12 protein-coding genes are annotated in these 14,318 nt (G+C 72.2%); 4 read left to right on the top strand and 8 right to left on the bottom strand.

Features of this window, described 5'->3' with window-relative positions; all coding sequences use genetic code 11:
- Positions 1 to 279 precede the first annotated feature (279 nt).
- The 4 genes from sigK to ABT122_RS01150 all read left to right on the top strand — a co-directional run bounded on the left by sigK (position 280) and on the right by ABT122_RS01150 (position 4,250).
- Positions 280 to 864 carry an ECF RNA polymerase sigma factor SigK gene (gene sigK, locus ABT122_RS01165; RefSeq protein WP_351543375.1) on the top strand — a complete coding sequence of 195 codons (585 nt, stop codon included), beginning with the start codon at positions 280 to 282 and terminating at the stop codon, positions 862 to 864.
- An 11-nt stretch (positions 865 to 875) separates the two neighbouring features.
- On the top strand, positions 876 to 1,622 hold the full coding sequence (locus ABT122_RS01160) for an anti-sigma factor (protein WP_351543633.1): 747 nt from the start codon (positions 876 to 878) through the stop codon (positions 1,620 to 1,622).
- Positions 1,623 to 2,195: 573 nt separating this feature from the next.
- A complete protein-coding gene (locus ABT122_RS01155; protein ID WP_351543372.1) occupies positions 2,196 to 2,750 on the top strand; it encodes an avidin/streptavidin family protein in 555 nt (184 codons plus the stop codon).
- A gap of 201 nt (positions 2,751 to 2,951) precedes the next feature.
- The gene (locus tag ABT122_RS01150; RefSeq protein ID WP_351543630.1) at positions 2,952 to 4,250 is read left to right on the top strand and encodes an MFS transporter; all 1,299 of its coding nucleotides are present in this window, start codon (positions 2,952 to 2,954) and stop codon (positions 4,248 to 4,250) included.
- A 25-nt stretch (positions 4,251 to 4,275) separates the two neighbouring features.
- On the opposite strand, the gene ABT122_RS01145 is transcribed toward ABT122_RS01150, so the two are convergent.
- The 8 genes from ABT122_RS01145 to ABT122_RS01110 form a co-directional block, all read right to left on the bottom strand.
- On the bottom strand, positions 4,276 to 6,612 hold the full coding sequence (locus tag ABT122_RS01145; protein ID WP_351543369.1) for a hypothetical protein: 2,337 nt from the start codon (positions 6,610 to 6,612) through the stop codon (positions 4,276 to 4,278).
- A gap of 388 nt (positions 6,613 to 7,000) precedes the next feature.
- The gene (locus tag ABT122_RS01140) at positions 7,001 to 7,360 is read right to left on the bottom strand and encodes a TetR/AcrR family transcriptional regulator (protein WP_351543366.1); all 360 of its coding nucleotides are present in this window, start codon (positions 7,358 to 7,360) and stop codon (positions 7,001 to 7,003) included.
- A 202-nt stretch (positions 7,361 to 7,562) separates the two neighbouring features.
- Positions 7,563 to 8,090 carry an STAS domain-containing protein gene (locus ABT122_RS01135; protein WP_351543363.1) on the bottom strand — a complete coding sequence of 176 codons (528 nt, stop codon included), beginning with the start codon at positions 8,088 to 8,090 and terminating at the stop codon, positions 7,563 to 7,565.
- Positions 8,091 to 8,353: 263 nt separating this feature from the next.
- Complete coding sequence (locus ABT122_RS01130; RefSeq protein WP_351543360.1) at positions 8,354 to 9,235, bottom strand: ANTAR domain-containing protein; 882 nt, start codon at positions 9,233 to 9,235, stop codon at positions 8,354 to 8,356.
- Positions 9,236 to 9,489: 254 nt separating this feature from the next.
- A complete protein-coding gene (locus ABT122_RS01125; protein ID WP_351543357.1) occupies positions 9,490 to 10,401 on the bottom strand; it encodes a trypsin-like serine peptidase in 912 nt (303 codons plus the stop codon).
- A gap of 277 nt (positions 10,402 to 10,678) precedes the next feature.
- On the bottom strand, positions 10,679 to 11,305 hold the full coding sequence (locus tag ABT122_RS01120) for a class I SAM-dependent DNA methyltransferase (protein WP_351543355.1): 627 nt from the start codon (positions 11,303 to 11,305) through the stop codon (positions 10,679 to 10,681).
- Position 11,306: 1 nt separating this feature from the next.
- Positions 11,307 to 12,122, bottom strand: coding sequence for a class I SAM-dependent methyltransferase (locus ABT122_RS01115; protein WP_351543352.1), 816 nt, complete (start codon positions 12,120 to 12,122; stop codon positions 11,307 to 11,309).
- A gap of 425 nt (positions 12,123 to 12,547) precedes the next feature.
- Positions 12,548 to 13,588, bottom strand: coding sequence for an inosamine-phosphate amidinotransferase 1 (locus tag ABT122_RS01110; protein ID WP_351543349.1), 1,041 nt, complete (start codon positions 13,586 to 13,588; stop codon positions 12,548 to 12,550).
- Between the last annotated feature and the right edge of the window lie 730 nt (positions 13,589 to 14,318).

The raw sequence follows: 14,318 nt of genomic DNA, 5'->3' as shown, positions 1-14,318 counted from the left end.
AGCCACCGCCTCCCCGGATGGGTCGTTCACCCGACCGGGTTTTGGCGCCCCGGGCTTTGACGTCCGGTCCGTCTCTCCTCGGGTCGTCCACCCATCCGTTCCCCCACCGGCTCCGAAGCACAGACAGGGGCCCCGGCCCCGCAGGCCCGACCCCACTCGACCGAGCCCTCCCGAGCCCTCCGCCCCGTCGCCGGGCCGACCGAACCGAACAGGACCGCGCATGCCATGGAAGCGTCCGCCCGCCCCACCCCGTGGAGCCCACAGCGCAGGGGCGGCCCGGTGAGCCCGCTGCCCCGATTCGACGACCGGACACACTCCGCACCGGACCTCGGCACCCTGCTGACCCGGGTCGCCCACGGAGACCAGGACGCGTTCGCCACCCTGTACGACGCCGTCGCCGGAACGGTCTTCGGGCTCGTGCTCAAAGTCGTCCGGGACCGCGCCCAGTCCGAGGAGGTGGCGCAGGAGGTGATGGTCGAACTGTGGCGGCACGCCGCCCGCTACCGGCCCGAGCAGGGCAGCGTCATGGCGTGGGTGACCACCATGGCCCACCGCCGCGCCGTCGACCGGGTCCGGTCCGCCGAGGCGGCGACCGCCCGGGAGCACCAGGACGCGCTGCGCGCCCAGGGCCGCCCCTTCGACGAAGTGGCCGAACAGGTCGGCACCCGGCTGGAGAGCGAACAGGTGAGGCGCTGTATGAAGGGGCTGACCGAACTCCAGAACCAGGCGGTGACCCTCGCCTACTATCAGGGCCTCACCTACCGGGAGGTCGCCGAGACCCTCCAGGCCCCCCTGCCCACGATCAAGACCCGAATGCGCGATGGACTCATCCGGCTGCGCGACTGCATGGGGGTGACCACATGACCACCGACCACATGACCACGGACCATCTGCACCAGCTCACCGGCGCCTACGCCCTCGACGCCCTCGGCCCGTCCGAGCACGCCGCCTTCGTCCGCCATCTGGGGAACTGCCCCGACTGCACACGCGAGGTGGGCGAGTTCGCCGCCACCACGGCCCGGCTCGGCGCCGCCGTCGCCACCCCCGTACCCGCGCATCTGAAGACGGCGGTGCTGGCCCGCGTCGACACGGTGCGCCAGCTCCCGCCCAGGGTTCCCGCGCCCCGCCGCCCCGGCGGCCGGTCCCTCGCCGCCATCGGCCGCAGGACGGGCGCCCTGGTGCTGGCCGCCTGCCTCGCCGCCGTGGCGCTCGGCGGCTCCGCGCTCTGGCAGCACCAGCGGGCGCAGGACGCCGGCCGCCAGTCCGCCCAGGCCGAGCGCAGGCTCCAGGATCTCACCGCGGTCATCTCCGCCCCCGACGCCCGTACCGTCACCGGCTCCGCCGACAGCGGGGCCCGGGCGATCGTCATCGTCTCCCGCGCCCGCGACCGGGCCGTCCTCGTCGCCGCCGAACTCCCCCCGGCCGCCCCCGGCAGGACGTACCAGCTCTGGTACGCCGACGGCCCGGCCATGCGCTCCGCCGGACTCTTCCGCGAGGCGGGCGCCCACCTCCTCGACGGAAGCCCCGAGGCGGCCTCGGCGGTCGGGGTGACCGTGGAACCCGCCGGCGGATCGGAGCAGCCCACCAGCGCGCCCCTGATGCTCATGAAGCTCCCCGCCTGATCCCTCCCTGTCCGGACGGATGTCCTCCCGTCCCGGCACACCGGCAGCGGCCCGCGGCACCGGCGAACCCCGCCACCGCCGCGGGCCCGCTGTTTCCCCGGTCAGCAGTGATGGAATGATCCGATCCCCTTCGTGCGGGAGGGAAGCGGCAATACCGGCCGGATTCACCGGTGCCGTGCATTCGAGCCAGGGCCCGCCCGGTCGACAGGAACAACGTTCCCTCCACCGGGGCGCACATCCCCTTCCCCGTGCCCCACCGGCAACTTCAGGTTTTCTCGGCACCAGGAACACCGCTATCGACCATGGCCGGTTCCGGCATGGTCAGTCCACGGTCGCAACGCTATCTTTCCCCGCAGGTGATGCGGCGTCACACCAGCTGAGGCAGCGCCACACCACCGGACGGGGCCCTCTTCGACCCTTGGGGAGATCAGTCGGAGAAGAGTCCTCATGGAGTAGCTCAATGATCGGCCGGGGGGCGTTCTCCGCGAAAGAATGCGCGCGCGATACGCGGATATTCAACTCAGGGGCCGATCGGCCATCTCATCATTCTGTACGGCAGAAAGAGGACAACTCGTGTTTCCTGCTCGGAAAATCGCGATCACCGCTGTTGTGCTCACCCTCGGACTCACCGGGGTGACCGCGAGCGCGGCGGCCGGCCCCCAGTCGGCGGGGACCACCGCCGCGGCCACCCAGGCCGCCCCGCTCGCGGGCGTCTGGCACAACCAGCTGGGCTCGGTCATGAAGCTGAGGGTCACGGCGGACGGCACCCTGAGAGGGACGTACGAGTCCGCGGTGGGGAACGCGGAGAGCACCTACGTCCTGACCGGGCGCGTCGACACGGCCCCCGCGGGCGGCGCCGAGGGAACCACCCTGGGCTGGACGGTCTCCTGGCGCAACGGCTACCGCAACGCCCACTCGAACACCACCTGGAGCGGTCAGTTCTTCCAGGACGGCGACGACCGCATCAACACCCAGTGGCTCCTGACGCGCGACACCACCCCCGCGAACGAGTGGGAGTCCACCTGGATCGGCCATGACGAGTTCTCCCGGGGCCTGCCGTCGGCGGAGCTGCTGAAGAAGGCCCAGCGCTCCGGCGGCAAGGCCTCGACCCCGCCGGGCACCAACTGAGCCGACGGACCCGGCCCCGGCCCGGTTCCGACCCGGCCCCGGCACCCGGCCCCGGCCCGGGTGTTCCGGGCCGGGGCCCTCCTCGCGTCCACCCCGGGCCGGGGCCCGTAACCACCTGTGGACGCCGACAGTTGACCCGGTATGTCTGCACACAGTGCTGCGTCACCCGAGCCCGCCGGGAGCGGGGAACGGGAACCGTCGATGCTGCGGATCGCCTCGGCGTCGCTCGCCGGGACCGCCATCGAGTTCTACGACTTCTTCGTCTACGGGACGGCCGCGGCGCTCGTCCTGGGTCCGCTCTTCTTCCCCACCCTCTCCCCGCTCACCGGAACCCTCGCGGCCTTCGGCACCTTCGCCATCGGGTTCATCGCCCGCCCGCTCGGATCTCTGCTCTTCGGGCACATCGGCGACCGGTACGGCCGCCGTCCCGTGCTGGTCGCCTCGCTGCTGACCACCGGGTTCGCCACCACGGCCGTGGGCTGTCTGCCGGTGCACTCCACCATCGGCACGGCCGCGCCGGTCCTCCTGCTGCTGCTCCGGTTCCTCCAGGGCCTCGGGCTCGGCGGCGAGTGGGGCGGTGCGGTGCTGCTGACCGCCGAGCACGCCCCGGCCGGACGGCGAGCGCTGTGGGGCAGCTTTCCCCAGATGGGGCCGCCGCTGGGCTTCCTGCTCGCCAACGGCACGATGCTGACGCTCACCGCGGTGCTCTCCGATGCGCAGTTCCTCGCCTGGGGCTGGCGGGTGCCGTTCTGGATCGCCGGGGTGCTCACGGTGGGCGGTCTGCTGCTGCGCTCCTCGCTGGCCGAGACTCCGCACTTCCGTGAACTGGCGGAGTCCGGCAACCGGGCCGCCGCACCGGTCGCCGAGGTGCTGCGCGACCACTGGCGCCTGCTGCTGCTGACCGCGGGTGCCCTCTCGGTCGGATACGCCGTCTTCTACGCCGTGACCACCTGGTCCCTCGTCCACGGGACGGAACGCCTGGGCGTGGCCCCGACCACCATGCTGGTCCTGGTGATCGCCGCCGTGGCGGTCAAGGGGGTGCTGACACCGGCGGCGGCGCTCCTCGGCGACCGCTTCGGCCGCCGCCCGATGTGTCTGGTGGGCAGCGGTCTGGCGGCCCTGTGGATGTTTCCCTTCGTAGCGCTGCTGCACACGGGGGAGCCGCTGCTGATGTTCCTGGGCTCGGTCGTGGCGCTGATCGCGCTCGTCACGATGTTCTCGGTGATCGCCGCCTATCTGCCCGAGCTGTACGAGCCGAGGGTGCGGTGCACGGGAGCGGCGGTCGGCTACAACCTCGCCGGTGTTCTCGGCGGAGCGCTCACCCCCATCGTGGCGACCGCTCTCTCGGACGGCACCGGTCCGCCCTGGGGGGTGGCCGCCTGGCTCACCGGCGTGGCGCTTCTCAGTACGGCCTGCTTCGCCGCGCTCCCGGAGACCCGGCCCCGGCCGACCCGTGTCCCCGCGGCCGGGCACGCCGACGAGGAGCCCGCCCCGGCGTGACGCCGTGCCCCCGCCGCCGTCCGGATCACGACCGAGCCTCCTCGTGCGCCCTGGGGCCCCCGCCCCCGGCCGGCTCCACCAGGCCGGACGGAGGCAGGGACACCGGGACCGCGCCGGCGAACGCCCGGTCCAGCAGCTCGGCTATGTCCTGGTCCCCGCGCTCGGCCAGCCGTTCCAGCAGGGAGGCCGCGTCGTACCCGGGCGCCATGCCGATCCGCCGCCCGATCACCGCGACCGCTTCGGCCGGGGTCACGTCCGGTGTCCAGCCGGTGAGGCGGGCGGCGAACGCCTCCGGCCGGGTTTCGGGCTCCGGCGCGACCAGCCGCAGGGCGCTCAGCCGGCCGTCGGTCACATTGAAGAAGGCGTGATCGCCGGCCTCGGCGCCGATGCGTTCCAGCAGGGGACGGATGGAGCCCAGAAGCGGCTGCGTCCGCCACTGGAGCGTTGTCTCCCCGGCGTCGTGGGTGAAGGCGAGCGGTTCGCAGAGCGGGGACCCGCCCAGATGCGCCGCCCAGCCCGCCGGCACCGGCGTCCCCGATCCGCGCAGATGCTCGGCGTTGACCTCCAGGCGGTACCACCACCGTCCGTCGGTACCGACGAAACACCGCCGGGTGCCCGCGACATCGTTCCTCGGGACGTACGGAGCGTCCGAGCCGCTGTCGGTCTGCTCGGCGAGACACAGCCAGCCCCGTCTGCTGCGGGCGAAGCCCGGTGCGTTCACATTGGTGCGCACCGAGGCCGCCGACACATCGAACCGTGTGGTCAGGGTGGAGATGATGGTGTTGATCTCGGCCTCGCCGCCCGCTCTCTCGATCTCCCGGACGATCATCTCCCTGATGCCGAGGTACTCCTCGCCGCCCCAGCGGCGCAGCCCGTAGAGGTTCCGGCCGAGGCGGATGAACCGCTCGTCGATCCATATCTGACTGCGCACACTGCTGAAGGCGGTGCCGTCGGCCAGCTTCTCGTGGATCGCCTCCATCGGGAGGGGAGCGCCGTGCAGGGCCAGGACGGCGGCGGCCCGGTCGTTGACGGACCGGCCCCAGTGGACCAGTCGCCCCTCCATCACCCGGAACCGGCCGATCTCGGCGGCCCAGTCCCCCAGCACCTCGCCCCGGACACCGAACCGGGCCCCGAGCGCCACCGCCTCCTCCCAGCCGAGCGGGGTCTCCCCGCAGGCGGCGAGCAACTCCTCCCGCATCGCCGACCGCAGCTCGGCCGGATCGCCGCGGACGATCCATCCGCTGTCCACGGTCCGGTCGGGCAGCAGCCGGGCGACGACATCACCGAGCGGCACCCCGAGGGTGCCCACCAGGGCGGTGTGGTCGGGGTGCAGCGCGTGGGCCTCGCCCACCGTCGCCACGCTGCCGAGCCGTTCGGCCACCGCCGCCAGATGCCCGGCGAACGCCCGCCCCGCTCCGCCGCCGTCGGCGGAGCCCGCGAGCCACCGGTGGACGATCTGCGCAATGCCGCGCTCCTGCTGCCGGATGCGCTCCCGGCTGACCGAGAACCGCTCCCCGAGCGCGCCGAGTGTCTCCGGCCGGCCGGTGAAGATCCGCTGACCGGCGATCACCACCGTGCGCTCGTCCCAGGCCGCCGTGAGACCGTCGAAGGCGGCCAGCGGGGCCTCCATGAGCGCGGGTGTGACGGGCTCGGGAAGCCCGGAGACCTCGACGGCGGGCCGGGGGTCCGGCTCCGCCGGTTCGGCGGCCGGCTCGGGCCCCGGCTCCCGCTCTCCTTCCCGCTCCCGATCCCGCTCCTCCTCCGGAGCGCCGGAGCCGTCGTCCGCCCCGGCGATCGCCGGGGCCGCGCGGCGCGGCGCGGCGGACGGCCCCTGAAGGACGGCGAGCGCGGCACGCACCTCGGCCGGAGCGTCCTCGGGGAGCCACGCGGCGATCACGGCCACCGCCGCCGTCCACGGGTCACTCTCCGCCGCACTCTCCGCGACGCCCTCCCCGGTCCCCTCCGCGACGGTGCCGCGCCCGTGGAGCCGGTCCAGAACGCGCGCGAACAACCGGGCCAGCGCCTCGTCGCCGTCCCCGTCGGCGGCTCCGGACGGGCCCGTCGTTCCCCCGGCCACCTGGGCCACCGTGCGCCCGGGGCCCGTGACGCCGGGCCCGTCCAGCAGACGCAGCACGGGTATCACATCGCCCAGTTCGGCATGGGGCCACAGGGCCCGCAGCGACCGCGCCACCAGCCGGCTCAGCGCCTCGGCGCCGGTGACCCGCTCGACCTCCATGAGCGCGGTCGCGTGCCACCAGCCGAGCGGCAGGCGCCTGTCCTCCAGCAGCGCGGCGAGCCGGTGCGGGTCGGCGTACCGCACGGCCGGGAGGAGGTCGGCGAGGGACGTGGATGCGTGGGGCACGGCAGATGTCATGATCGGGCGACACTCCGGGGCTCGGGAGAGGGAACGTCCTCGACTGCGCTGTGGTGATGACGAAGGTATCCGCCACCACTGACAGTCACCGTCGGGCTGACGGAGCGGCGGTCGCGGCGGCCACTCGTGCGGGCAACGGCGGATGCCCGCACGGGAGTTCCCGGCGGGACCCCCGACTTCCCGTCGAGCCCTGACTTCCCGGCCGGGTCCCCGACTTCCTGGCCGGGTCCCGGACTTCCTGGCCGGGTCCCGGACTTCCCGTCGAGCCCCCGACTTCCCGGCCGGGTCCCTGACTTCCCGTCGAGCCCCCGACTTCCCGCCGGGCCCCGGGCTTCCCCGTACCCCCGGCCGCGTACCCCGGCCGGCCCCTACCGGGTCACGGGCCCGGCTTCCCCGTGCTTCGGTCGCGGGCCGTCACCGCCGGAGCGGGGGCGGCGGCGGGGCCGCCGAAGCCGCCCGCCGGGCGGGGTGTTCCGTCCGCCCGGCCGGGCCTGCCCGCCTCGCCGGCGAGACAGAGAAAGGCGGCGGACCGTTCGGTGAACAGGGCGGCGATCAGCGCCTGGAGCTCCGGGAACCGGCGGTGCGCCGTGCCGGCCCCGAGGCCGGCCTCCCGCGCGATCTGGTTCAGGGGGACCGGGGCCCCGCGCTCCGCGAACATACGCCCGGCCGTCTCCAGGAGCAGCCGACGGCTGCGTTCCGCGTCCGCCCGCGGCGGGCGGTGAGTCTCCTCCGTCATCGCCGCGCGCCCTCGGGCCCGGGCGCGATCCGATGGTGCCGCGCGGTGCCGGACCCGGGCCCCTCGCCGCCCGGGGTGGGCCCGCGCCGGGCGCGTACGGCCCGGGAGGTCCCGGGCCGCCGCCGTCGGAGGGCATCGGATCGGAGGGCATCGGATCGGAGGGCATCGGGCCGGAGGGCATCGGGCCGGAGGAAGCGGCGCCTCAGAGGGCATCGAGAACGAAGGACGCCAGGACCGTGGCCCCCGCCAGGATCAGCATCAGCCCCCGCCCCTTCCCTCCCGGGGCCGCCCGCACTACCTCCCCGGCCGCGGGCCGCCGCGTCTCCTCCACCGGAACGCCGGGCACCACAGCGCCGGGAGCGTCCAAGGGGGTCCCGGTCAGCTCCAGCAGCCGCAGGACGATCGCGGGAGGCCGGCCGGTGAGCGTGACGGGGACACCCACCCGCGCGGCCCGGTTCCGCGCGTTCTCCAGAAACGTCAGCCCGGCCGAGTCCAGGAGGGTGACCTCCGTGAGGTCGATCCGGATGTCGGCCGGACGGCAGGCGACGCACAGGGCGAGCGCGGCGGCCAGCTCGTCGCCGATGTCGTAGCCGACCTCCCCGCTCAGATGGACGACGGCACGATCGTCACGGGCCCCCGGGTCACCGGTGAACACCGTGCGGTGCGCGAAGGGGACTCCTCGCCACGGAGAGGGCTGGTCCCTGGGCGCACGGGATTCTCCTCCGCTCACGCGTCTCCTCCCGGCATCGGGGTCCGGAGACGGAGGCAGGGCCAGTCGCGCGGCAGCCCGGACGGGCTGGGGGTGAGTGCATCCATGCCGGGTACCTACTCGGGGCAAATCGGCTTCTCTTGGTTCGTGGGCAGGTCTGCCGGGGCGCGCCACAGGGGCGGAACAGGCGAATGGGCCGATCCCACGAGGTGTGCCTGCGCTGCGGAAGCACTGGGAAGACGCGTGCCCCGTCGGCCGGGCGGTAAACCATCCGCGTCCCGCGCCTATGCGCCACGAGCCCGGAGTGCCGACGCGTGGAGGAACTCCAGGGCGTCCAGGACGATGGTGCGGTCGTACCACGACAGCCAGTTCGCCACCTGCCGGCCGACATGGGCGAGGGCGTCGGTGCCGGCCTTGCTCAGCCCCTTGATGGGCCGGCTCATATGGGCGGAGACCATGCCGACGCACTCGCCGCCGTCGGTGGTGAGGGGAACACTGTGGCAGGCCCTGCTTCCCGCGGTCAGGATCACCCGTCTGGATTCCTCGGTGAACACCGGGTCGGTGGCGACATCGCGGACCGTGACCTGGTCGATGTCGCGTGCCGCCCTGCCGCACGAGGTCCCCGGCTCCGTCACGCCGACATGGTCGAAGAAGGAGACGAACTCGGCGCCCAGGCCGGTGTGCTTCGCGATGCGCAGACCGGTCCGGGAGCGGTCCATCAACTGCACATTGCCCATATCGGTGCCGGTGATCTCCAGACAGGTGGAGAGCGCGGTGCCCAGGACGGCGCCCCGGTCGGCCCGCGCCGCTCCGTCGAGCGACAGCAGCGTGAGGCCGGGGGGCGCGTGCCGGGCCCGCCCGGGAAACCAGAGCGGTGTGCCGTCGGCGGGGCGGGGTGCCTTGGTGACGGCGTCGGCGAGCGTGTGGAGTTTGACGTTGTGGTGCTGTGACGCCTGCCGCAGCAGGGTGAAGGCGCTCTCCGCGTCCGTCAGCCGGTAGCGCTCCCGCAGGATGCCCTGGGCGTGCGCGACCAGCGGGCGGTTGCGCGCCATGGCCCGCAGCTGACGCATTTCCTCGTGCAGCCGGGCGATCTCCTCATCCGCCGAGGCGCCCGAGCCACCCGCCGAGCCGCCCGAGCCGCTGTCCGCCATGGTGGTGCCGTCCATTCCGTCTTCCTCCGCTGCACTCTGTCGCGGCCGCGAGCCCGAGGGTCCGGGGGCAGCACACGACGCTCCGCGAGGTCTTCAACGGTGAGAGGCTCGCTCGGTGTTCCTCGCCCGGGCGGAAACAAGGAAAGGAAGGAAAGAGAAGGAAAGAGAAGGAAAAGGAAAGGAATGGACGGGAAGAGAGGGGAAAGACGGAGACGGGTGGTGTACGGAATCCGGCGGACCCGGGTCCGTAACCGCCTGCCGCCCGTTCCTCAGGCGCGCTGGGCCCGGTCGTGGACCTTCTTGGCCGTGGACCCCAGGATCTCCCCGTACATCTTGGTCGGGGCCAGGGAGTCGAGCGCGGCGTTCATCGAGACCAGGGTGCCCTTGCCGGTGGTGGTGTTGAAGTCGGCGAACCAGGGGCCGCCGCTGGCGCCGCCGCTCAGGCTGCACGGGATCATCTGCGTGCCGTGCTCCTTCTTCGCCTTTCCGGAGCAGCGCAGGAGTTCCTCACCCCGGTACGGACTGGTGGCGGAGTAGCCGAAGGCGGAGACGGCGCCGCCGACGGGGCGGTTGAAGGCGATGGCCTGGCCGCCCACGGCGTCGGTGAGCTTGCGGCCCTTCCTGTCGGCGTCGACGGTGAGGGCGGCCATGTCGTTCACGGAGTCCCTCTCCCAGCTCCGCGGGGTGGCGGCGCTGCGGACCGCGAAGACGCCGTGCGGCTGCTTGCCCTTGCTGTACCCGGGGACGAACACCATGTCCATATGGGTGTTGACGGGGGAGGAACCCCGGCGCACACAGTGCGCCGCGGTCATCACCACGGACTTGTTGGCGCTCTTCACGGCGGTGCCCGAGCACCAGGTGTCGTGGCCGTTGGCGTTGACGAAGAAGAGCCTTCCCACGGTCTTCAGCGAGGTGCCGCGCCAGGGCTTGGCATGGGGTCCGGTCGGACCGAGGTCCACCGACGTGCCGACGGCCTTGATCCGGGCCGGTGTCCAGTGGGCGAGGGCCGCCTTGCGCTCCTTGGCGGTGTACTTCAGAACGGAGACCGGGTCGGGTGCGGCGGCCCGGGCGGGTGCGGCGGCCACGACCGGGACGGCGAGCGCGAGGACCGTACCGGCCACGGCGAGTCCCGTGGCCCGGCCACGAAGACGCCGGAACGGGGAGGTCGGGATTTCGGTCATGGCGGGTGTCTCCTCGGCCGGCGCGGGCGGTGGACGGGGGCTGTCCGTCCGTACGCACTACAGGAGCGCCGAACCCGCCCGTCCGGTTGGCGCTGTCGACGTTCTGTGACACGCGTGTGCGGATACGCGAACACATGATCGCCGACCGGGGAAGCCACGGAGTCACGGAGCCACGGAGCCGCCGAACCGGCGCCCCCGCCCCCGCCCCCGGAGCGGCACACCCCGGTGACGGCCGGTGCCGGCCCCCGGTGACCGCCCGCCCATGCCCCCGCCGTACTCAGCCCCCGGCCCCCTCCCGCTTGCGGTAGGTACGGACATCGATCTCCGTGGAGCCGAAGATCGTCACGGCGTCGACCGCGACCAGGTCCCACGGCACCGTCGTGAACACCTCCCGCAGCTCCTCCTGCTCATCGAAGTAGTCCCGCCGGATCGCCACCACCGCCACACCGCCCGGCCGCAGCCATCTGTCCATGGTGCGCACCGAGCGGTGCCCCGCGTGGTTGCGGGTGAGGACGCCCGATGACATCACCCCGTCGAAGCTTCCCGCCGGGAAGAACCCGGTGTCCTCCTCCAGGTCGCAGCGGTGGTGCGCGCGGTAGACCCCCTTGCGGCGCGCGACCTCCAGCATCTCCGCGGACAGGTCCACCGCCTCGACATTGACCCGGCCGAGCCGGTGCAGCTCCTCACCGCACAGTCCCGTGCCCGCGCCCGCGTCGAGGACCCGGCTGTCCGGGTCGGGGAGCGCGCGGGCGAGCGCGCGGGCCGTCGCGACCGGTGAGACGCGATAGGCGTCCCCGAGATCGTCGTCGTAGGTGGCCGCCCACGCGTCGTACTTTCTCGCCAGGGTGTCGCGCTCCACCGGCTCGTAGATCCAGGAGAGCAGTTCATCGATGTCGCGTGCCACGTCAGGCCGCCTTCCGGCAGATGAAACAGGACCAGGCGACCTCGCCCGCGTCGACCGCGTCGATCATCGCCCGGTACGGAACCGTCAGCTCCGGCGCCAGCTCGGCCACCCGCCCCACCAGCAGTTCGTACGTACGCCTGAGGTGGCCGCTCAGATCGCGGCTGCTCTCGACGGCGAAGCCGGCATCGCCGAGGTGTGCGGCGTACCGCTCCGCGCTGAGCGCCGGCTCGAACAGCAGACGGTCGTAGACATGGCGCCGGGTCGCGGAGCCCACCGGTGTCCTCGGGGTGGTGAGGTCGTCGAAGGCGAAGACCCCTCCGTCCCGGAGCACCCGGTGCACCTCCGCGAGCGCGCGGGGGCGGTCGTGCACATGGTAGAGAGTGGCCTGGCTCCACGCGTGCGAGAACGACCCATCGGGGTACGGAACGCGCTCCGCGGACGCCTTCCGGAAGGTCACGCGTGCGGCCGGGTTCGCCTCCCGCAGACGCTGTGCGTTGGTGACACGGACCAGGCTGAGATCGATGCCGGTCACCCGGCATCCCGTGGTGCGGGCCAGCCAGACCGATGTGGTGCCGTTTCCGCATCCGATGTCGAGCACGGCGGAGTCCCCGTCGATCCCGCTTCTCGCGAGCAGCTCCCGATCCCAGTCGCGGAACGCGGCGGCGAGCCGTTCCGCGGTGTCCGCCCCGCCCGGCGGCCGTGCGCCGGCCAGGTCGGGGAAGTAGCCGTAGTGCAGTCCTCCCTCCGGGTCCCAGAACGATCGATAGAGATCGTCCTGGTGGTTGTAGTACCGCTCCGTGTCACGTTCGGTGAACAAGGGCGTCACCTCCGGTCGCGCAACGACGACATGGATCTGTCGATTTCGTCGGCCGGCGTGAACAGGGAAGCCCGGCAGCGCTGTTCTCCGTGGCCACCGTGGTCACCGTGTGCTCGGTGTGCTCGGTGTGCTCGGTGTTCTCCGTGGCCACCGTGGAGCGGAATCCGCTCCCGCCCCGTGTCGCGGGCCGGGCATCCGCCCCACCCGAAGGCCGCCGGGAAACGACCCGCCGAACACGCCCGCGACCACCGGGACCCGTATCGCGCTCACCGGAATCGCCCGCCGCGAAGCCTGCCATCAGACTCCGGCCACCGGCGGCGCGCGTCCAATACACGGGGGTAATGGCAGCCATCACCCCCCTTTATCGCACCGGGCCAGCGGCGGCGCACGGGGTCGTTCCGCGTCGCGCCTCCGTCCCGGCCGTCTCAGCGGTACGCGGCGAGTGCGCCCGTGCGGCGGACATCGAGCGTCACGCAGTGGAACCCGCCGCCGAGGGTCCTGGAGTGGGTGAGCTGTGCGGGGATCACCTCCACGCCGTGCCGCTCCAGCTCCCGGATGAGCGCCGGCTGCCGCTTGTCCACAATGGCCCTGCCGGGCGCGATCACCAGCAGATTCATCGCGATCCACACCGACGACCTCGGATGGTCGCCGACGAATCCGGTGTCCACCGGCTCCGGGCAGACCACCCGGTCCCAGCCGCGCAGGAATCCGGGCATATTGGCGTCGTTGACCCGTGACGGATTCACCAGCACGAGCCCGGGCCGCAGTGGCACGATCGTCGAGTCGACATGGGTGGACGAGTAGAGGCCCTCGCACGGGTGCACGGTGTACTGATCCCCGAGCGTCGACTGAAGCCAGCGCGCCCCGCGCATGTTGCCGCTGTCGGAGACGAGGTACAGCAGATCCGTACCGAACCTGAGCACGTTCGCCGCGTCGAAGGCCGGTTCCAGATCCCGCAGCCGCTCTCCCGGTGGCGCGCTCGGCTCGTACATGTCGTCGGTCAGCTGGGGCTTGGGCGCCGACAGCCAGCGGGCGCCGCTCTCGAAGTACTCCAGGAACAGGTCCTTGTAGGCGAATCCTTCCAGGAACCGGGAGCGGAGCACCATCGGCGTCTCGATGATGGAGGTGCCGACGGTGAGGAATCCGTCCCGGGGGCAGTAGTCGTAGAAGCCGTCCGTGCTCCAGTCCGGGGTGGAGACGGTGGACTTGTGGTCGCGTCCGCCCGGCCGCCGCACGGAGACCCCGAGGCCCGTGAGCAGCTCGGTCAGCTCGGTCAGCTCGGCCTCGGTCTCCTCCACCACCCGGGCGGGGAACGGGCCGGACGGGATCTGCCGCGGGTCGTCCATGTCCGGGTACTCCGTGGCGATAAGACTCCGATCCGCGATCGGCACCCGCGCACCTGCCATGGTCCCCACGACGATTTCCTCGAGCGGGTCCCATTCCGTGTGCACATCGACCAGGCTCATCGGTCTGTCCTCCCATGCCGGACGCCGCGAGTACGGCGTCAGTCAGTCGTTCGAACACCGGGTCAAACGATCGGGCAGTAGTGAAGCCGTCCACTGGGGGCGACAAGGCGGCCGACTCGAACAAGCCGGGGAATCCCCCCGTGACACCGGGGCCGGCATCGAGTGGCTCATGCGGAACCCGCGCCGGATGAGGCGGGCGGGTTCATCGCCGCGCCGCAGCGGGTAGTTGTCGTTGGGGTCAAGTATAACGGGAAACCGAGTTGGGCGAACAGTGCGCCTGGGTTCCCAACGTATGTCCCAGGGGGACTACTTGGGTGAATACAAGGGGTTTCGGGCCGTCGTGATCGTGCCGACAACCGTACCTATCACCAGAGTTGGCTTGACATTCCTTGGAAACATCCACAACAATCTCACATTCTCGTGTGAGGAGACTCATCGATGCCCATCGACCCGGTCTTTGCCACACGGTGGAGCTGTTACTCCTCAAGAATCGCGCGGAACGCAAGGCCGGAGCGCTTCTCGCCGGGATCACCCCGGATGACGCCTCCATGGGCGTCCACGGCGGCGCTGTCCGGCCGATGACGAGTCCGCTCCGAGGAGCGGTGAGCGGCGCGACCCGTGAGGTCGACGCGCAGACGCACGCAGAGGCAAGGGGACACTCAGGATGCTGATCACAGCGGTTGGCCGGGGATTCACCCATCGGACCTGCTCGGCGCGGGCGTCCGACAGC

Origin of the sequence: Streptomyces sp. NPDC001985 (assembly GCF_040296845.1) — a bacterium.
Lineage (GTDB): Bacteria > Actinomycetota > Actinomycetes > Streptomycetales > Streptomycetaceae > Streptomyces.
Note: the sequence above shows the minus strand (reverse complement) of the source record. Positions and strands in the feature narration are given on the sequence as shown.